General features: G+C 57.9%; 16 protein-coding genes and 1 pseudogene. 5 read left to right on the top strand and 12 right to left on the bottom strand.

Annotated features, from left to right (window positions below; translation table 11 throughout):
* Positions 1-18: 18 nt before the first annotated feature.
* Positions 19-708 carry a phosphate response regulator transcription factor PhoB gene (phoB, locus tag K5Y32_RS00615; RefSeq protein WP_007887040.1) on the bottom strand — a complete coding sequence of 230 codons (690 nt, stop codon included), beginning with the start codon at positions 706-708 and terminating at the stop codon, positions 19-21.
* A gap of 197 nt (positions 709-905) precedes the next feature.
* Here phoB and sbcD point away from each other — a divergent pair, with 197 nt between their 5' ends.
* The gene (sbcD, locus tag K5Y32_RS00610; protein WP_222181534.1) at positions 906-2,123 is read left to right on the top strand and encodes an exonuclease subunit SbcD; all 1,218 of its coding nucleotides are present in this window, start codon (positions 906-908) and stop codon (positions 2,121-2,123) included.
* The gene (locus K5Y32_RS00605; RefSeq protein WP_222181533.1) at positions 2,120-5,797 is read left to right on the top strand and encodes an AAA family ATPase; all 3,678 of its coding nucleotides are present in this window, start codon (positions 2,120-2,122) and stop codon (positions 5,795-5,797) included. Before sbcD ends, K5Y32_RS00605 begins: the two co-directional genes overlap by 4 nt.
* Before the next feature lie 341 nt (positions 5,798-6,138).
* Here the strand turns inward: K5Y32_RS00605 and K5Y32_RS00600 are convergent.
* A pseudogene (locus K5Y32_RS00600) lies at positions 6,139-6,369 on the bottom strand (GNA1162 family protein); the annotation flags it as partial.
* A 204-nt stretch (positions 6,370-6,573) separates the two neighbouring features.
* Between K5Y32_RS00600 and K5Y32_RS00595 the strand changes: the two are divergent.
* Positions 6,574-6,993: a cell envelope integrity TolA C-terminal domain-containing protein gene (locus tag K5Y32_RS00595; RefSeq protein WP_222181532.1), complete on the top strand. Its 420-nt coding sequence runs from the start codon at positions 6,574-6,576 to the stop codon at positions 6,991-6,993.
* Here K5Y32_RS00595 and K5Y32_RS00590 read toward each other — a convergent pair.
* Together K5Y32_RS00590 and K5Y32_RS00585 are read right to left on the bottom strand one after the other, a co-directional pair.
* The gene (locus K5Y32_RS00590; protein WP_101762461.1) at positions 6,923-8,014 is read right to left on the bottom strand and encodes an AraC family transcriptional regulator; all 1,092 of its coding nucleotides are present in this window, start codon (positions 8,012-8,014) and stop codon (positions 6,923-6,925) included. The two genes, K5Y32_RS00595 and K5Y32_RS00590, sit on opposite strands and share 71 nt — an antisense overlap.
* Before the next feature lie 151 nt (positions 8,015-8,165).
* Positions 8,166-9,170, bottom strand: coding sequence for a phosphotransferase enzyme family protein (locus tag K5Y32_RS00585; RefSeq protein WP_222181531.1), 1,005 nt, complete (start codon positions 9,168-9,170; stop codon positions 8,166-8,168).
* A 259-nt stretch (positions 9,171-9,429) separates the two neighbouring features.
* Between K5Y32_RS00585 and eat the strand changes: the two genes are divergently transcribed.
* Entirely contained in the window at positions 9,430-10,794 is a 1,365-nt protein-coding gene (gene eat, locus K5Y32_RS00580; RefSeq protein ID WP_061717487.1) for an ethanolamine permease, read from the top strand.
* A gap of 421 nt (positions 10,795-11,215) precedes the next feature.
* On the opposite strand, the gene mak is transcribed toward eat, so the two are convergent.
* Entirely contained in the window at positions 11,216-12,127 is a 912-nt protein-coding gene (mak, locus tag K5Y32_RS00575; RefSeq protein ID WP_110867766.1) for a fructokinase, read from the bottom strand.
* 145 nt (positions 12,128-12,272) lie between these two features.
* On the opposite strand from mak, the gene rdgC reads away from it, so the two are divergent.
* Positions 12,273-13,184: a recombination-associated protein RdgC gene (rdgC, locus tag K5Y32_RS00570; protein WP_222181530.1), complete on the top strand. Its 912-nt coding sequence runs from the start codon at positions 12,273-12,275 to the stop codon at positions 13,182-13,184.
* A 127-nt stretch (positions 13,185-13,311) separates the two neighbouring features.
* Here the strand turns inward: rdgC and ppnP are convergent, their stop codons facing one another.
* The 7 genes from ppnP to aroL form a co-directional block, all read right to left on the bottom strand.
* Positions 13,312-13,596, bottom strand: coding sequence for a pyrimidine/purine nucleoside phosphorylase (gene ppnP / locus K5Y32_RS00565; RefSeq protein WP_101762466.1), 285 nt, complete (start codon positions 13,594-13,596; stop codon positions 13,312-13,314).
* A 104-nt stretch (positions 13,597-13,700) separates the two neighbouring features.
* Positions 13,701-14,378 carry an AroM family protein gene (locus K5Y32_RS00560; RefSeq protein ID WP_222182854.1) on the bottom strand — a complete coding sequence of 226 codons (678 nt, stop codon included), beginning with the start codon at positions 14,376-14,378 and terminating at the stop codon, positions 13,701-13,703.
* A gap of 2 nt (positions 14,379-14,380) precedes the next feature.
* The gene (locus tag K5Y32_RS00555; RefSeq protein WP_110867768.1) at positions 14,381-15,313 is read right to left on the bottom strand and encodes a DUF1177 domain-containing protein; all 933 of its coding nucleotides are present in this window, start codon (positions 15,311-15,313) and stop codon (positions 14,381-14,383) included.
* A gap of 15 nt (positions 15,314-15,328) precedes the next feature.
* Positions 15,329-16,888 (bottom strand): OPT/YSL family transporter, encoded by a 1,560-nt coding sequence (locus tag K5Y32_RS00550; protein ID WP_222181529.1) that lies wholly within the window; start codon positions 16,886-16,888, stop codon positions 15,329-15,331.
* Positions 16,889-17,076: 188 nt separating this feature from the next.
* Positions 17,077-17,829, bottom strand: coding sequence for an IclR family transcriptional regulator (locus K5Y32_RS00545; RefSeq protein WP_222181528.1), 753 nt, complete (start codon positions 17,827-17,829; stop codon positions 17,077-17,079).
* Between the two features lie 356 nt (positions 17,830-18,185).
* The gene (locus K5Y32_RS00540) at positions 18,186-18,377 is read right to left on the bottom strand and encodes a YaiA family protein (RefSeq protein ID WP_192236728.1); all 192 of its coding nucleotides are present in this window, start codon (positions 18,375-18,377) and stop codon (positions 18,186-18,188) included.
* A 108-nt stretch (positions 18,378-18,485) separates the two neighbouring features.
* Complete coding sequence (gene aroL, locus K5Y32_RS00535) at positions 18,486-19,010, bottom strand: shikimate kinase AroL (RefSeq protein ID WP_110867770.1); 525 nt, start codon at positions 19,008-19,010, stop codon at positions 18,486-18,488.
* Positions 19,011-19,077 lie beyond the last annotated feature (67 nt).

Below are 19,077 nucleotides of genomic sequence, written 5' to 3'. Positions count from 1 at the left end.
TAAACACTCCGTTTACGTTTAGTAGCGGGCAGAGAAACGATACCCTGTTCCGCGCACGGTTTGAACCATGCGATCGTGGCCGGTTAATTCCAGTGCTTTACGTAAACGGCGAATATGCACATCGACGGTGCGATCTTCGACATACACATTGGTGCCCCAAACATGGTTCAGCAGCTGTTCGCGGCTGTACACGCGTTCCGGGTGGGTCATAAAGAAGTGCAGCAGTTTGTACTCGGTCGGTCCCATCTCCAGCGGCGTGGTTTCCGACATCACGCGATGTGAGGAAGGATCGAGGCTCAGGCCCTGCATCTCAATCACCTCTTCCACCGCCATCGGCGAAATACGGCGCATCACCGCTTTGATACGCGCCATCAGCTCTTTCGGTGAGAATGGCTTGGTGATGTAATCATCCGCGCCCACTTCCAGACCGCGCACGCGATCTTCTTCTTCCCCGCGCGCCGTCAGCATCATCACCGGAATGTCGCGCGTCATGGCTTCGCGCTTCAAATGCTTAATAAACTGAATCCCGCTGCCGCCGGGCAACATCCAGTCCAGCAGAATCAAATCAGGCCAGGGTTCGATCAGCTTACCAATCGCGCTGTCATAATCTTCCGCCTCAATAGGCTGGTAATCATTCTGTTCCAGCACGAAACATAACATTTCACGGATGGGAGCTTCGTCTTCCACAACCAAAATGCGCTTAGCCATTGTAACTCCTGCTAGTGTGACACCGTGTCACTGGGATTTGCGGCGCCATTATGCGTCAGTTTTGTGACACTTTTATGAAAACACCGCCCTAAGATAGATAGATAAAAAACAGAAATGTCACAATAAAATTCTGCTTTTTTTCTTTGTGATCTTAAGTGGTTATAATTCGCCTTCGCTAAACAGAGCACGGAGCAAACATGCGCATCATTCACACCGCTGACTGGCATCTCGGTCAGTTCTTTTACAGCAAAAGTCGCGCGCGGGAACATCAGGCGTTTCTCGACTGGCTGCTGGATCAGATTGTGCAGCATCAGGTGGATGCGCTGATTATCGCCGGCGATCTGTTTGATACCGGTTCGCCGCCGAGCTACGCGCGTGAAATGTTTAACCGTTTTGTGGTGGCGCTGCAGCCAAGCGGCTGCCAATTGGTGGTGCTGGCGGGCAATCACGACTCGGTGGCGACGCTGAATGAATCGCGCGAGCTGCTGGCCTGCCTGAATACGCAGGTGATTACCAGCGCCACGCCGCAGGGCGAACAGCAGGTGTTAACCCTAAAACAGCGCGATGGCGCGCCGGGCGCGCTGCTGTGCGCCATTCCTTATCTGCGTCCGCGCGACATTCTGCGCAGCCAGGCCGGACAATCCGGCCGCGAAAAGCAGATCTCGCTGCTGGAGGCGATCGAGCAGCATTATCAGCACTGCTTTGCTGCCGCGCAGGCGCAGCGCGATGCACAGGAAGTTACGCTGCCGATCATCGCCACCGGCCATCTCACCACCGTTGGCGTCACCAAAAGCGATTCGGTGCGCGACATCTATATCGGCACGCTGGATGCCTTCCCGGCGCAGGCGTTTCCGCCCGCCGATTACATCGCGCTCGGTCACATTCATCGCGCCCAGCGCATCGCCAACAGCGAGCACATTCGTTACAGCGGCTCGCCAATTCCGCTCAGTTTTGATGAACTCGGCCGCGAGAAAAGCGTCTTCCTGCTGGAATTTGGTGACAAGCTCAAGGAAGTGACGCCGCTGACCATTCCGCACTTCCAGCCGATGCAGATGCTGAAAGGCTCGATGGCGGAGATTGAACATCAGCTGGCGCAATTCAGTGAAATCGCCTGCGAACAGCCAACCTGGCTGGATATTGAGATCACTACCCAGGAATACCTCAGCGATCTGCAACGCCGCATTGAAGCGCTCACCGAAAACCTGCCGGTCGAAGTGCTACTGGTGCGCCGCAGCCGCGAACAGCGGCAGCGCAGTCTCGAACGGCTGGAGAACGAAACCCTGAGCGAACTAAAAGTGGAAGACGTGTTTGCTCGCCGACTGGCGCAGGAAGATCAGCTGGATGCAGAGCAGGCCGAGCAGTTAACGCAGCTGTTCCGCACCCAGCTTGCCGCGCTGGAGAATCCATCCGCATGAAAATTTTGACGTTACGCTTTAAAAATCTCAATGCGTTACGCGGGGAATGGTTTATCGATTTCCGCCGTGAACCCTTTGCCAGCAACGGTTTGTTTGCCATTACCGGCGCCACCGGCGCGGGCAAAACCACCTTACTTGATGCTATTTGTCTGGCGCTCTATCACCAGACGCCGCGCCTCGGCACGCTGTCGCAAACCCAGAACGAGCTGATCACCCGCGACACCGCCGAGTGTCTGGCAGAAGTGGAGTTTGAGATCAAAGGCGAAGCCTGGCGCGCCTTCTGGAGCCAGAACCGTGCGCGTGGTCAGGCCGACGGCAAGTTGCAGGCACCGCGCGTCGAGCTGGCGCGCGTCGCGGATAATCAGATCATCGCCGATAAAGTCGGCGACAAGCTGAAAGCGATTGAAACCCTGTCGGGGCTCGATTTCGCCCGCTTTACCCGTTCGATGATGCTGTCGCAAGGTCAGTTTGCCGCCTTCCTGAATGCCAAACCCGGCGAACGCGCCGAGCTGCTGGAAGAGCTGACCGGCACCGAGATCTACGGACAAATCTCGGTGCAGATCTACGAGCGCTGGCGCACCGCGCGCAGCGAGCTGGATACGCTGCGCGCCCGCGCCGGTGGCATGTCGCTGCTCGATGAAGCGCGCCGCACCGAGCTGTCGCAGCAGCTGGCGGAACTCGGCACACAGGAGAAAATTCTCAGCGAACAGCTGACGCTGGCGCAGCATCAGCAGCAATGGCTGGTGCAGCAGCAACAGCTAACGCAGGAGCAGCAGCAGGCCGAACAGACGCTGCTTGCCGCGCAACAGGCCTGGCAGCAGGCGGATGGCGATCGTCAGCGGCTGGCGCGCGCCGAACCGGCGGAAAAACTGCGCGAGAAGTTGCAGCAGCGCGAACAGTTGCAGGGCGATCTCGGTACGCTGGAACAGCAATCGCAGCAGTTGCAGGCGCAACTGCTGCAAGCCAAAACCGCGCTGCAACAGGGCGAAAGCCATTATCAGGCCGCGCAGCAGGCGCGCGAGCAGGCGTTACAGCAACAGCAGCAGCTTGAAACGCTGCTCACCGAGCAGGTTATCCCGCTCGATCAACAGATCACCACCACCTCGCAGCAACTGGATGAACAGCAGCGGCTGCATCTGCAGCAGCAACAGGCGCTGCAAACCAGCCAAACCGCGCTGAGCCAGCAACAGCAGGTAAGTGAACGTTTACAACAACAGTTAGCGCAGCAGCAGGAATTCCGCACCCGCGAAGCCGCTGTCGCCCATTGGGGCGCTGAACTGACGCGCTGGCAGGCGGAGATTGCCCGGCTGGATGAGCGCGAGCAGACGCTGACGCAGCTCATCGCACAGCACCAACAGCAGCGCAGCCAGCTGGAGCAGCATCAACAGGCGCAGACTCAGCGTGAACAGGCGGCGCAACCGTTGCAGCAAGCCGAAGCGCAGGCCGCGCAGCAGCGTCTGCAAGCGGAGCAAGCACTGACTTCGCTTGAGGCGGAGATCGGCAGCGCGCAACTGCGCGAAGCCCTGACGCAGCATCAAACCCAACGCCCTGCACGCCAACAGCTCAGCCTGCTCGCCGCGCAGTGGCGCGCGTTGCAGCCGCAGCGGTTGCAGCGTCAGCAGAAACTGACGCTGCTCCAGCAGCAGCATCAGGACGCTGAACAGGCGTTGCAGGCACTGCGCGAAGAGTACAAACGGGAACATCAGGCGCTGCTCGATGTGCGCAAAATCTGCGAGCTGGAGCGCACCATCGCCGAACTGGCCGACGAGCGCGCCAAATTGCAGCCAGATCAGCCCTGCCCGCTGTGCGGCTCGTGCCAGCATCCGGCGATCGCGCAATATCAGCAGCTTGAGCCCGGCGCCAATCAGCAGCGTCTGGCCACGTTGGAAACGCGCGTGGCGCAGCTGAAAGAGTCCGGCACCGCCAAAGGCGAGCAGCAGAAGCTGTCGCTGCAACAGCAGCAGGCGTTGCAGCAGGAAATCAGCGATTACGATCAGCAGTTGGCGACGGTGAACACTCAATGGCAAGCGCTGAGCAGTGAGCTGGCACTTACCTGCACGCTGGAGCAGCAGGACGATTTTGCGCAGTGGCAACAGCAGCAGGATGCGCGGGAGCAGTTGCAGCAACAGCAGCTGCAGACGCGGGAAAACGCCGCGCGTGCGCTGCAGCAGGCAAAGGACGCGCATCTGCAACAGCAGCAGCTGTGGCAGCATCATCAGAATCAGCAGCAGCTGGCGCAGCAGCAGATCGCCAGCACGCAGCAGACGCTGGATGAAATCAGCCAGCGCGAAGCCAGCGAGCGCAGCGCCATGCAGCAACTGGCGCAGCAGCTGCAACAACAGCTGGCGCAGCATCAGCTCGTCCTGCCAGATGTGGCTGAGCGGGAAAGCTGGCTGCGCGCGTTACAACAGCGCTGGACCGCATGGCAGGAAAATGAGCGGTTACACGGCGAGTTGCAGCCGCAGCTGGCAAAAGCCGAAAGCGAGCGCAGCAGCCTGCAGCAGAATCTGGCGCGTGAACAGCAGCGGCTCGATGAGCTGCAGCAGACGCTCAGCGCTTTACAGCAGCAACGCCAGCAGCAGCAGCAACAGCGTCAGCAGCTATTTGGCGATCGTCTGGTGGCGGAAGCCCGGCAGCAGCAGCACGCCGCGCTGCAACAGTGTGAACAGGCGCTGGCGCAGCAGCTCCAACAGTGGCAACAGGCGCAAAGCTTGCTGCACAGCCTGGATGGGCAGTGCGAGCAGATCGCTGCGCAGCAGCACACCTTGCGTGAGCGCGCTGCTGCCGCAGAAAGCGCCTTCCTCGCTGCGCTGCAGCAGAGTGATTTTGCGGATGAAAGCGCGCTGCGTGCCGCCCTGCTGGAGGAGCGCGAGGTGCAGCAGCTGCGCCAGCAGTTGCAAACGCTCGATCAGCAGCGCCAGCAGCAGCTTACCCTCAGCGAACAGCTCTCGCAGCGCTGGACGGCGCATCAGCAGCAGCGGCCTGCGGATCTGAGCGACGAGATCGCCGCCACGATTCAGCAGCAGCTGGAACAGCTGCGCGTGACGTTGCGTGACAATGCCCGTCAACAGGGTGAAGCGCAGCAGCAGTTGCACAGCGATGCGCAACAGCGTTTGCAGCAGCAATCGTTACTGACGCAAATCGCCACCGATGAAGTGGAGCTGGCGCAGCTGGGCCGCCTGAACGATCTGGTGGGTTCAGCCAAAGGCGATAAATTCCGCCGCTTTGCGCAAGGCCTGACGCTCGATCATCTGGTGTGGCTGGCGAACCGTCAGCTCGATCGCCTGCACGGTCGCTATCTGCTGCAGCGCCGCATCAGTGAGGAGCTGGAGCTGGAAGTGGTTGATACCTGGCAGGCCGACGCCACGCGCGATACGCGCACGCTGTCAGGTGGCGAGAGTTTCCTCGTCAGCCTGGCGCTGGCGTTAGCGCTGTCGGATTTGGTGAGTCATAAAACGCGCATAGAATCGCTGTTCCTTGACGAAGGCTTCGGTACGCTGGATGCCGAGACGTTGGATACCGCGCTGGATGCGCTCGACGCCCTCAACGCCAGCGGCAAAACCATTGGCGTGATTAGCCATGTGGAAGCGATGAAGGAGCGTATTCCGGTGCAGATCCGCGTCCGCAAGATGAATGGCCTGGGTTACAGCAAGCTGGAGCTGCCAGGCGAATAAAGCAGGTCGCCATAAATGGCGAACCTACGGGATTTGTAGCGACTGTGAGTCAAAATAATGCATTGATGCTGCAGCAAGTGTGTTGAGGCGACATCCCAAACCGCTGAGCGAATGAGGGACTCCAGGGCGAGCCGCATGGATGCGGCGAGAGGCGGCGCTGAGCAAGAGCGAATCGCCGCCGGTCCGTCAGGAATCGTAAATGAGTGAAGGCACCGCGAAGCGGCGGGTTGGGCTGGCGCAGGGCCCGGGTTTCAGTGCAGCCAGGCGCCCTCTGCTCGGTCGCCGCACGAAAGTGCTGCAACTGCCTCAGCATAGGGCGAACGAAAGTCGCACTGCGCTTAAGCGACTGACACCAACATGCCAATGATGCCGCCGTTATTGCTATTGCCATCTTCAGCGTCGCTGGCGGTGGCAATGCCTTGCCACAGCTCTTTACCGCTGCGCAAATCCACCAGACGCGCCGTCGCAGACACCTTGGTCACGCTCTGGATCACCTGATAGCTGCTGCCGTAATCGGTCACTGAAATATACAGTGCGCTGTCCGCGTGGAAGATGTCATGCAGCCGCTGAGCAGTCTGGCGCTTAACAAGAAGAGTGCCGCAAGGGCATATTTTTTCTGCATTTCTAATCCATGAATCAAAAGGGGATAAAGCTGCGAGGCTGCGGCAAATTCTGGTTCTGCCGACAGTCAGAGTAATGCCATAGCATTGGTTGAGTCGGTCTGTAGACTGTCGGCAGTGAGGGAGAGGAATTTTAGTGAAAATACAGGCATATTAATGAATTTAATGAATCGAATGGCGGGATTATTGGGCGGATTAATGATTGTTGCGACGCTCAGCGCTTGTCAGCATTCTCAGCCAAAGCAACAGGATAACATCGCCAATCTGTGTCAGCCCCTGAGTGCGCCAGGTAGCGCATCCTGCAAATGGACTGATGAGATGCAGCATCAACTTAACCAGCATTTCCGCGATGCGCGGCGTTATGCCGGTCAGCAATGTCTGGTGCGGCTTGAGTGGCAAAACAGCGGGCGCTACGCGGTGACGCAGACGCAAGGCGACGAAACGCTATGCCTGCGCGCCTGGCAGTTGATTGGTCAAAGCAAAGATTTACCGCCGCCGCCGGACGCTAGCCAGCCAGCGTGGTTCGGTTTTGCCCCGGCAACGCCGAGCCATCCTGGCGCCACTGGCGCGGGCTGATGCCAAACCAGCGGCGGAAGGCGCGGGAGAAGGCGCTGACTTCGGAATAGCCGAGCAGCAGCGCCATCTCTGAGATTGGCAGCTGCTTCTGTTGCAGATAGTGCGTCGCCATCTCGCAGCGTACCTTGTCCACCAGCGCCGTGAAACTGATGCCCTCTTCACGCAGCCGCCGTTGCAGCGACCAGCTCGACAAGCCCATTTTTTCGGCAATCTCTTCCAGCACCGGTTCGCCCTGCATCAGTGACAGATTGACCTGCGATCGCGCCTGCTCCACCACGCTTTGCAGGCTGGCACAACTGTTCAGGCGGCGGATAGCATCCTGCATCACCATCAGCAACATCGGATCTTGTTCCGGCATGCTGCGCAGCAGATCGCGTTTCGGGATCAGTAATGAGTTGAACGGTTGATCAAACCACACCGGCGCATCAAATACTTTGCAGTGCTCGTGCCACTGCTCCGGGCGCGGATGTTCGAAGTGCACTTCACGCGGTGCCCAGTTTTTGCCGGCAACGTGGCGGATCAAGTTGAGAAACATGCCGAGCGTCAGCTCCGCATCCTGACGTCTGGAGAGGATCGCGCCGTGGCGCACCTGATAATCGAGCCGCCAGCACTCGCCTTTATCCACCAGCCGCGTCAGCGTGTCGTGCTGATGCCACGGAAAGGCGTTCACCACGTTGTGCAGCGCCTGCTCCAGCGTGGGCGAACAGAGGCCGATATACCCAATCAAGCCTAATGACTGCGGTTTGAACTGCTTGCCGTAATGCAAACCGAAGTTATCAAAACCGGAATGACGCGCTGCCTCTTCCATCACGCGGCAGTAGTTCACCAAACCCAGGCTTAGCGTGGGGCTCGCCAGCAGTTCGGAGTTGATGCCGCTGATGCCAAAAATACGATCGACATCGCCGCCTTTGTCAGTGATAAACCCGCTCAGTCCGGTGGCCGCCGCCGCCAAAACGCCGCGGTTGCTGGCGCTGACGGACAAGGCGCTCAAGGCTTCAGTGGGTGTTATGAGTGATTGCATCGGAACCTCTGCGTGTGGCGCGAGTGAAACAGGTTGAAGATTCCAGCAATATTCGTACCAGGCGGATGATTTGCGGATTTTGTCGCAGGGCCGCCATGAATGGCGACCTTTGCTGCGCCGCGACAGCGCAAAGCTGCTCACTGCTGGTGCATCAGACGCCAACCGGCAGCTGATTGGTTTCCAGATAACGTCGGCAGAGGCGCACCGAGTGATCGGCCCAGCGCGGCCCAAGGCTCAATGCCATTTCCGTTTCCGCGTGTGATCCCATCCACGCCGTCATCTGAATGCGGCGCTGGATCAGCAGCGTCGGCACCAGCGCCATCTCGTCATCACTGATGTGCGCCACTTTTTCGTAACCGAGGATCCAGTTATCCACCCATTCGGCGGCGCGCGGATGGTGCTCAACAAAACTGATCGCTGCCGCCAGATCGTGCAGATACCAGCCGAGTCCGCAGTCATCAAAGTCGATCACCCGCGTTTCGCCTTTATGCAGCAGCAGGTTGGTCAGACGCAGATCGGCGTGGATCAAACCATAACGATCCGCCCCTTTGCCAAAGCCCTGCAGCTCCTGCCCGACGCGCGCTACCGCTTCGGCGACGATGCCGTGATCGGCCGGATTGAGGTTCGGCGCATCCTGCCAGCGTCCCCAATGGCTATGATCGCTGACCATGGTGTGATGATCCCAGATGATGCGCTGAAAACCCGCCGGTTTCTGCCAGCTGCGGCTGTGCTGATGCAAGCGCGCGGTGATGTGACCCAGCTGCTGAAACGCTTTGGGATCGACATCGGTGGTGGGCATGTCACCCTCAATCCAGTGGAACAACACGGCGTAGCGCTCGTCGCCGTTTGCCATCGGCAGCGTCAGCACGGTCTCACCCTCGCTGGCCGGGATCGCCTGCGGCACCATGATGCCAATGTCACGCAGCGCATCCAGCCACAGCAGCTCGCTCTGAATGTCCGCTTTGCTGTGATAGTTAGGACGATGCAGACGCAGCGCATAGCGTTTGCCCGCCGCCTGCAACAGGAAGGTGGCATTTTCCGACCGGCACAGCAGCTTGAGTTCGCCGCGCAGTGCTGCGGGATAACGGGCCAGCGCCTGATGCGCCAGCAAGGTGATTTCAGTATCGGTTAAGGTATCGGACTGTTCGGCACTCATTCATCAATCTCCAGCATCAAGTAAGTGATATCAGCATGGGATGACGTCGTCCTGACTGCTTGACCGCAGACAACCCAAAGTTGACCGCAGCGTGCATCTGGCACTTTTCTTGCCTTAGAGTTGACCGTGGAGGACAAAACTCACTGCGCCCGCGTCAAGTTTTCCCGCGTCCGGCAGCGGCATTATCACTTCACTGTAGCGCAAAGATAAAAAAGCGCGGTGAAGCTGCCGCACCAACAATAACGACGGGGAGAAGATGATGACGAATAAGCTCAAACCCACGCTGGGCACCCTGCATTTGTGGGGCATTGCGGTTGGACTGGTGATTTCCGGGGAATATTTTGGCTGGAGTTACGGCTGGGGCGTGGCGGGCACGCTGGGATTTCTGATCACCACCGCGATGATCGCCACCATGTATACCTGCTTCATTTTCAGCTTTACCGAACTGACCACCGCGATTCCGCATGCGGGCGGTCCGTTTGCCTATAGCCGCCGCGCGTTCGGCGAAACCGGCGGCTTGATTGCGGGCCTCGCCACGCTGATTGAGTTCGTGTTCGCACCGCCGGCGATTGCCATGGCGATTGGCGCTTACCTCAACGTGCAATATCCCGATCTCAATCCGAAAACCGCCGCGGTCGGGGCCTATATCGTCTTCATGACGCTGAACATTCTTGGCGTCAAACTGGCGGCGATGTTCGAATTGGTGGTCACGGTGCTGGCGGTTCTGGAGCTGCTGGTGTTTATGGGCGTGGTGTCGCCGGGCTTCAGCATCGCCAACTTTGCCGCTAACGGCTGGGCGGGCAGCGATCACTTCGGCATGCCGGCGATGTCTGGCATCTTCGCCGCGATTCCTTTCGCTATCTGGTTCTTCCTGGCAATTGAAGGCGCCGCGATGGCGGCCGAAGAGGCCAAAGATCCCAAACGCACCATTCCCAAAGCCTATATCACCGGCATTCTGACGCTGGTGGTGCTGGCGATTGGCGTGATGCTGCTGGCCGGTGGCGCTGGCGACTGGCGCAAGCTGTCGGACATCAACGATCCGCTGCCGCAGGCGATGAAGATGATTGTCGGTGAAAACTCCAACTGGATGCACATGCTGGTGTGGATCGGTCTGTTTGGTCTGATTGCCAGCTTCCACGGCATTATTCTCGGCTATTCGCGCCAGTTCTTCGCCCTCGCCCGCGCCGGTTATCTGCCGCAAAGTCTGGCAAAGCTGTCACGCTTCCAGACGCCGCACCGCGCGATTATCGCCGGCGGTTTGATTGGCATCGCCGCCATCTACAGCGATGGTTTCATTAATCTGCAAGGCATGACGCTGACCGCTGCGATGATCACCATGGCGGTGTTCGGCGCGATTGTGATGTATCTGATGAGTATGCTGAGCCTGTTCAAACTGCGTCGCACTGCGCCAGAGATGGAACGCAGCTTCCGTGCGCCTGGCTATCCGATTGTGCCGGGCATTGCGCTGGTGCTGTCGCTGGTGTGTCTGGTGGCGATGCTGTGGTTTAACCCGGTGATTGGCGGCTTGTTTGTGGCGATTATGGCGGTGGGATATGTCTACTTCCTGGCGACGAAAGCCCAGCGCGATAACGCGCCGCAGGATTCGATGTTAGTGGGTGAGTGAGTGGGTTAGTGCTGGCTGTCCCCCATCCCGGCCTTCACCCGTAAACGGGGGAAGGAGATGCTGCCACATGCAGCATCCAAACTCACATATAGCAGCATCTTCCTCCCCCATTGATGGAAGTGTGCACGCTGTCCCCCATCCCGGCCTTCCCCCGCAAGCGGGGGAAGGAGACGCTGCCACATGCAGCCTCCAAACTCACATATAGCAGCATCTTCCTCCCCCATTTATGCAAGTGTGCACGCTGTCCCCCATCCCGGCCTTCCCCCGTAAACGGGGGAAGGAGATGCTGCCACATGCAGCATCCAAACTCACATATAGCAGCATCTTCCTCCCCCATTTATGGGGGAGGACCGAGGAGGGGGAAAGCGAGCACAAACCGAGGAGGGGGAAAGCGAGCACATACAGAGGTGCGTAAAAGAAACTACCCTTTCAACGGCCACAACCATGCCGCCCCGCGCACGCCGCTCGAATCGCCATGTACCGCCTTCAGCACTGGCGTTTCACACTCGCGGCCAAACACCCACTGCTTCATCAGCGCCGGCACGGTTTGGTACAGGCGATCGTTATTACTCATGCCGCCGCCCAACACAATCACATCGGGATCCAGCAGATTCACGACCTGCGCCAGCGATTTCGCCAGACGCATTTCGTAGCGATTCATCGCCAGTTCCGCCACCGGATCCTGCTGCTCAATCAGCTTGATGATCTCCGCGCCTTTCAGCGCTTTACCGCTCAGACGCTGATAATCGATAGCGAAGCCGGTACCCGATACAAAGGTCTCAATGCAGCCCTGCAAGCCACAGTAACAGGGCACTTCCGCGCGATGGCGCAATTCATCCTCATCCATCCACGGCAGCGGATTGTGGCCCCACTCACCAGCATTGCCGTTACCGCCAATGCGCGACTCACCGCCAATCGCTACGCCCGCGCCCGATCCGGTGCCGATAATCACCGCAAACACCAGCGGCTGACCCGCGCCCGCGCCATCCACCGCTTCGGAAACCGCCAGACAATTCGCGTCGTTGGCAATGCGCACGTCACGATTCAGCGCCTGCGCTAAATCCTTATCCAGCGGCTGACCGTTCAGCCAGGTGGAGTTGGCATTCTTCACCCGTTGCGTGTAGGGCGAAATCGTGCCGGGAATGCCGATGCCGACCGTGCCCTGCTGGCCGGTTTTCTCCTCCGCCAGCAGCACTAAATCGACAATCGCCTGAACCGTGGCAGCGTAGTCGTCACGCGGCGTGTTAACGCGATGACGGAACAGTTCCTGACCCTGATCAGATAGTGCAATCACTTCAATTTTGGTCCCGCCTAAATCAATCCCGATGCGCACGATTTATTCCTCATTATTCGTTCTGGTGACCAATACAGTAGAAGGCTGAATCGGGAAAGGCAATGAAACCAATCCGATGTTTCGCTATCATGCGCGCTGACTTTGAGACTTGTGCGCCCGATCGCACCCACGGTAAGGAATCCCGATGTTGTGGTTTAAAAATATGATGGTTTATCGTCTGAATCGTGACATTCCGCTGTCCGCAGACGATCTGGAAAAACAGCTCGACGCCTTTACCTTTTCACCGTGCGGCAGCCAGGATATGGCGAAAACCGGCTGGGTTTCACCGATGGGCAACCGCAGCGAAGCGCTGACGCACGAAATCAACGGTCAGTTGGTGATTTGCGCACGCACCGAGCAGAAGATTCTGCCGTCGCCGGTGGTGAAGCAGGCGCTGGAAGCCAAAATCGACAAGCTGGAAGCGGAACAGAGCCGCAAGCTGAAGAAGACCGAGAAAGACTCGCTGAAGGATGAAGTGCTGCACAGCCTGCTGCCACGCGCGTTTAGCCGTTTCAGCCAGACTTATATGTGGATCGACACCGTTAATAACCTGATCATCGTCGATTGCGCCAGCGCCAAGAAAGCCGAAGACACGCTGGCGCTGCTGCGCAAAAGCCTCGGTTCGCTACCGGTGGTACCGCTGACGCTGGAGAATCCGATCGAGCTGACGCTGACCGAATGGGTGCGTTCGGGTGAGCTGCCAGCCGGTTTTGCCCTGATGGATGAAGCCGAGCTGAAAGCCATGCTGGAAGATGGCGGCGTGATCCGCTGTAAGAAGCAGGATCTGATTTCCGACGAAATCGCTACACACATTGAAGCCGGTAAAGTGGTCACCAAGCTAGCGCTTGACTGGCAGGAACGCATTCAGTTCGTTATCGCCGATGATGCTTCAGTGAAGCGTTTGAAGTTCAGCGACACGCTGCGTGAGCAGAATGATGACATCGACCGCGATGATTTCGCCCAGCGTTTCGATGCCGATTTTATTCTGATGACCAGCGAACTGGCCGCGCTGATCAGCAATCTGGTCGAAGCGTTAGGCGGCGAAGCGAAGCGTTAATCCTCTCGATCCTGGTCGCCATTAAGGGTGACCCTACGACAAACCTGCAGGATTTATGTGGGGTGCGCAATAAAAAAACCTGCGCTTCAACAGAAGTCGCAGGTTTAAGATGTTCTAAAGCTTGAGTTTAGAGGTAGCGGCACAGATAAGAAGAAGGCTCTGCCACCTGCAGATGGAATTCGCTTTGGCCTGGCACGTTGAAGCTGGTGCCAGCTTCGTACCATTTCCACTCGGTTTCGCCCGGCAGCAGCACTTTCAGCGCGCCGCTCACCACCGTCATCTCTTCCGGTTGATTGGTGCCGAAGGTGTATTCACCTTCCGCCATCACTCCAACGCTGGCACGGCCAATGGTCACGCTGTCGAAACCAATGGATTTCACTTTTCCGTCGAAATACTCACTTGTATTGAGCATATTACTTCCTCACAGCACATTATCGTGACTGGCAGATTACTAAGGAACTCGCTGATCTGTCACGCGAATTAGCGCCACAGATCGCAACTTGTGATCTCCCTGCGTTAGACGATCAATTCTGCCGCCAGCTTGGCCACCAGCACGTTCGACAGCAGTACCGGAATGCCCAGCATTTTCTGCAGGAAATCGCGGTGCTGCTGGTGATAGCCGATGCAATCCAGCACCACCACATCCGCGCCCTGCTCCTGCAGCGACAATCCCGCTTCAACCAAATCGGCCTGCTCCGCCAGATACGGGCTGGCAACGGCAAAACACGGCGGAGTGATCAAGTTGCGCCACTTGTTGGCCTGCTCGGCAATCTGCTCTTCCACCGGCACCACAATCCCGACTTTATGATCTTGCACAATCGCGCGTACCAGCGGTGGGATGATGCGATCGGGCTCCAGCAGCAAAGCGGATTGGGTTTTCAGCGCGCCAAACTCGCCGGTGCACAGCAGCAAAATGGTGTCATAGCCCTGCTGCTCCAGCGCGTTGATCTTACGTTGCAGTCCCTGCTCCACTTTTGCTACGGACAGGCGCACCTGCTCGCCGCTGGTCATACGCGATATCAGCACCTTGTCGCCCGGCGCGGGCGCATACTGCAGCTCAACTTCGGCTAGCGTCAGGCCGTCGAGTAAACCGGCATGCGCCACCTGATCGGCGGGCAGATATTCCAGCAGCAGCGGCAGAATGTCGCTACGCGGTGATTGACCAATCGTCAGTGTGACCAGGGAGATGTTCATCATCAGGCTTTCCGGGTGCGCAGATGGCTGAGACTACCATACAAAGAGAGCAGCAGCGCGTACTCTTGTGGGTCGTAGAAGTGACAGGTTTCACGCCCGAACTCTTTCGCCACTTCGACCGCAAACTTCACTGCTAAAGCGATATCCACTTCGTGGCTGGCGCCGGTGCCGCAGCCCGGCACCACCGATTCGGCACAGATCGCCACGCCGACCACCGGTACATCCGTCGCGGTGGAAGGTTGCAAAATACTGTTGAGGTGATAAACCCCGTTGCCGTATGGCGTGATGTCCTGCGTGGTGATCGGGAAGGTGACCGCCGGTTTGCCGCTGGTCATCTCCATGATGCGTAACAGATCTTCTGACACGCGCAGGATGTAGCCCTCTTTCACCGTCGGCGACAGCGCGTAGCCTTTGTGATTGAGGATGCGGTTACCTTTGGTGGTATCGATCGACAGAATCGCATCAACGCCAGCAATCACTTCGTTGTCATTCATGGTGATGTCGTCGCACGGCGAATCCATGAAATCGACCGGTTCGTGCGGACGGGTTGGCGCATCCGGGCAGATGTGGGTGGTGATAATCACATCACCGGCCAGCACGTCGCCTTTGGTCTGCATCTGCGCCAGCTTCAAGGCACTGCTCACCGCCGCGACGGCGCCATCGGCATCCGATACCATACCAATGCGCGTTGGACGCGCACCAATACCGCCGAGACGGCCAATGATGCCGAGTGTTGGCGCACTGCCGCCGTTGCTTTTGCCCTGCGCACCGGGGATATCGATGCGGACGAAATCGGTCCGCCCTTTTGGCCCGCTAACGCGTTTCGTGCTGGCGGTGACGCCCGGATAGGCCGCGAACAGATCGACCACCTGTTGGCCATCAATGTAAGCGCTATCGAGTAACTCAAAGACCTGCAGTGTCTGCTGTAAACTCATCATGAATTTCCTGGATTATTTTTTGCTGCCGCTGGCAAAAAGTGAATGGAAGAAGCTGTAGAGCGCATCGCCCGCGATAAATCCGGCGGCCATCACCTCCATCGGTGAACGTCCACGCTCTCCCCACACGCGCAGGATGATAATGCGCAGCGCGATGCCCACCATCACCGCCCAACCTGCCGCGGCGTTGTTGATTAACAAGCCGGTCGCCAGCAGGACGCCAAGCTGACGCTTCGGTCCGCCGATCAACTGTATAACCGCGCCCGGAATCGCCCACATCAGCAGATTGCCAGCGATCCCCGGCTCCGCACCGGCCTGAATGGTTTTGGCATAAACGCGCGCCACCGGCGGCAGCAGATTCTCGGCAAAGAAAATGGTGTGCGCGTACCACACCACGGGAATACAGATCACAAAGGCAATCATCGCGGCGATCAGCTGGATACGGCGGCCCCACAGCTCTTGCTGCACATCGGCACCGTTGCCGCGCAGGATAAAGCCGGCTTTCAGGTCATACCCCATATCGGCAAACGCCGGACCGGTAGCGGCGGTAAAGCCACACAGCAGGCACAACGCCAACGGCGGGAAGCCGAGCAGAATACCGAGAATCAGGGTAATCAGCGCCACCGCAAAGGCCGGGAACCAGCCAGAGTGCATGGCGGCGATACCAACAATCAATTCATGCACGAAGGCAGCAAAGGCGGCGTAAAGGATAAACAGCACCAGCATCGGCAGGCCCATCTGGCTCCACAGACCGCCCGCCAGCGCCAGCAGCGTGGAGATGACGATGTAACCGACGGTGCCGAAACCCAGCGAACGTTTGACTTCGCTGTCGCTACGGCTGACGTTGACCTGATCATTGCGGCGGCTGCGAATCACCTGCACCACCTGAATTAACGCCACCAAACCGGCACCGACCATCACGCCGTGCGGAATATAGAGTGCGTTGATATCAATGCCAGCAACCGGTTGCGCGTAGGCGCGCAGCAGGAAACCCATACCGAGCATGCTGAGCGCCCAGATATTACCGATAAACGCGGTACCAAATGCCGACATCGGGATCTTCAGCATCGAACCCACGATGCCGCCAACAATCCCCACCACCAGCAGCCAAGCCTGACGACCGCCTTTGTCACCGGCTTTGATCGCTTCAGCTGCCGCCACGCCCGGCGGCCACGCATTGCTGGCCGGGAAGACGCGCGTATCAAACAGACGATAGAGTAAATAAGCATCAAGCAGCATCGCCGCGCTGACGCCAACAAACAGCGGCAACACCAGCTGCGGCTCGCCCAGCGCCCACGGCACAGCGATCGGCATCAACAGGCTGTTGGCCGCACCGAAGGTGGCAGAGGAGATGGCAGTTTGCGCGAGGTTTTGTACTTCAATGGAGCGATAGCGACGAAACCATTGCAGTGGAATACGCGCCAGCAGCATGGCAAATAGCGCGCCGATAATAGAGGTATTGGGTGTTACCCCAATGGTGGTAATAAGTTGAACCCCAATGATAGCGCCTGCAACGGACAGCAGAACCAGCATTAAGGCAACGCCAACACTTTTTATTGGATTATTTTGACGCATGAGATCCCCGTATTTTCACCCTGTAGAAAACGCCCTAAAATGCAATGCCCGACACGCGGGGCATCCACATATTTATTTAATCGTTCCCTGATTATTGAAATAAGCAGGTCCGAAGACCTGCTATTTCCCTGGTGTGGCGCGAATAAACGCCTTCAAAACTAAAATAGGGTTTCCTGTTTTGGACAGGATTATGCGCCGTACTTTTCGGCCATCAGTGCAGCCGTTGCGCGTAGTTCGCTGAGCAGCATCTCCGGATATCCAGGCGCCGCTTCTTGCGATAAAAACGAGAGACAGAGCGCGGCACTTTCACCGCGATGTTTATTGGTTACCGCGACCGCCAGCGAACTGATGCCCGGCAGCGTCTCATTGCGCGCCAGTGCCCAGCCTTGCTGGCGAATTACCGCTAACTCTTTGCATAACGCATCGACGCTCAGCGGCGAGTTCATCGAAGCCGCCTGCCAGTTGCTGGCAAAACGATCGCGAACCTCGTCATCACTGAGCTGCGCCAGCAGCACGCGTCCGGTCGAAGTGCCGGTCAATGAAACACGCGTGCCCGGCGGCGTCACCAGTTGGGTGAAGAAACGGCCGTGATACATGCGCATCACCAGCACATCGTCGCCATCCAGCACCGAGATATAGCCCATGCAACCGCTGCTGGCAGCCAGACGCGCCATCGGTGCCGACGCGCTATCCACCAGCGGCGTCGACAGATAGTGGCCCGCTACCGACAGCAGCACGCGACCAATCTGGAAGCAGCGCCTCTCGGCGTCACGCTCAAGTAAGCCTTCACTTTCCATGGTCGCCAGCAGGCGCGATACCGTACTTTTCGGCAAGCCCAACGCATCCACCACCTCGGTAAAGGTCAAGCCGGGATGGCCCTGCGTCACGCCAAAGCGCTGAAACAGCTTCAGTACAGCGGAGGCATTTTCGAGTGTGGTCATGGCGTTGGTTTCACTATATGGAACACAGTTCCTCTTTCAATAACCAGAAAGTAAAGCGCGATGCTTTGACGGTCAAGCGCAAATTTTAAGCCGGACGTTTCTGAGGGAATTTAAGGCAGAATAAAATACGGCGTGAAGTGGGAAATAAATGACGTAATCAGGTGAGTTAAATATTCCGCAGGAAAGTGTGTAACTTTTTTGGAATATGGCAGTTTTTCGGCTGAGATTCTTTACCCTAAATAATTCAAGTTGCAGGGAGGCGGCAAATGGGTGAAACCCAGGAGCTTACTTAGGTAAGTGACTGGGGTGAACACATGCAGCCAACGCACCTGCAGCTTGAAATATGACGGGTAAACTTAATCTTTATCAGCGTCTTCGTAGCGCTCTTTGGCATCTTGCGCTTCGGTTTCGCTTTTGTGTTCGCTTATTAATGTATCGGGTTTGGGATGGTCGGCACGTAATTCATACCAGGTGACGGTTTGATCCGCCGACCCTTTTTCAACGGCGACAATACGCGCGACGCGCGGATAGGGTGGTTTCGTTGGCATTGTTTTCCCTCTTCTATCAGTTGTCCACAGACAGCGGTGATCCTCTGCCTAACGCTAAGTATAGACAACTGAGGATCGCTGCAAAAAAACAGAGAGAAATCTGAGGGTTTAGCTGGCGCGCGCTAAAGAGAGCGATTGCAGAATTTGCTCTACTACGCGATCGGGCGATTGCATCGCGTTGACTTCATGATGCGCGGTTTGGCGATACAAATGAGCACGCTCACGCAAAATATCGCCCATCTCTTCGGCAATCGGGCGGCCGGTTAAGGTGGGACGCTGCGCGGCTTCCGGCTGATGTTCCAGACGATCGGCCAGCACGTCTGAAGGCGCGTTCAGCCAAATCACCTGGCCGTGTTCGCGCATAAAGCGACAATTCACTTCCGCCAGCACCATGCCGCCGCCGGTGGCGATGACCGTATTCGGAGCGGTGACCGCGCGCAGCGATTCCGTTTCGCGGGCGCGGAAGCTATCCCACCCTTCAGATGCGACAATCTCCGCCACGCTGCGTTGCGTAGTGAGTTGCAAATAGTGATCGGTATCGTTGAAGGCATAGCCCAGCGCTTGCGACAGCGCCTGGCCAACCGTGGTTTTACCGCAACCGCGTGCGCCGATCAGATAGATGGGTAATGACATCCGGGCTCATCCTCCGCCGTAATGTGCCGCACGGGCAACGTCATCAGGTCAATAATGCGTCGCATAA

Origin of the sequence: Pantoea sp. DY-15 (genome assembly GCF_019795935.1) — a bacterium.
Classification (GTDB): Bacteria; Pseudomonadota; Gammaproteobacteria; order Enterobacterales; family Enterobacteriaceae; genus Pantoea; species Pantoea leporis.
This window is presented reverse-complemented; position numbering and strand designations above follow the sequence as displayed.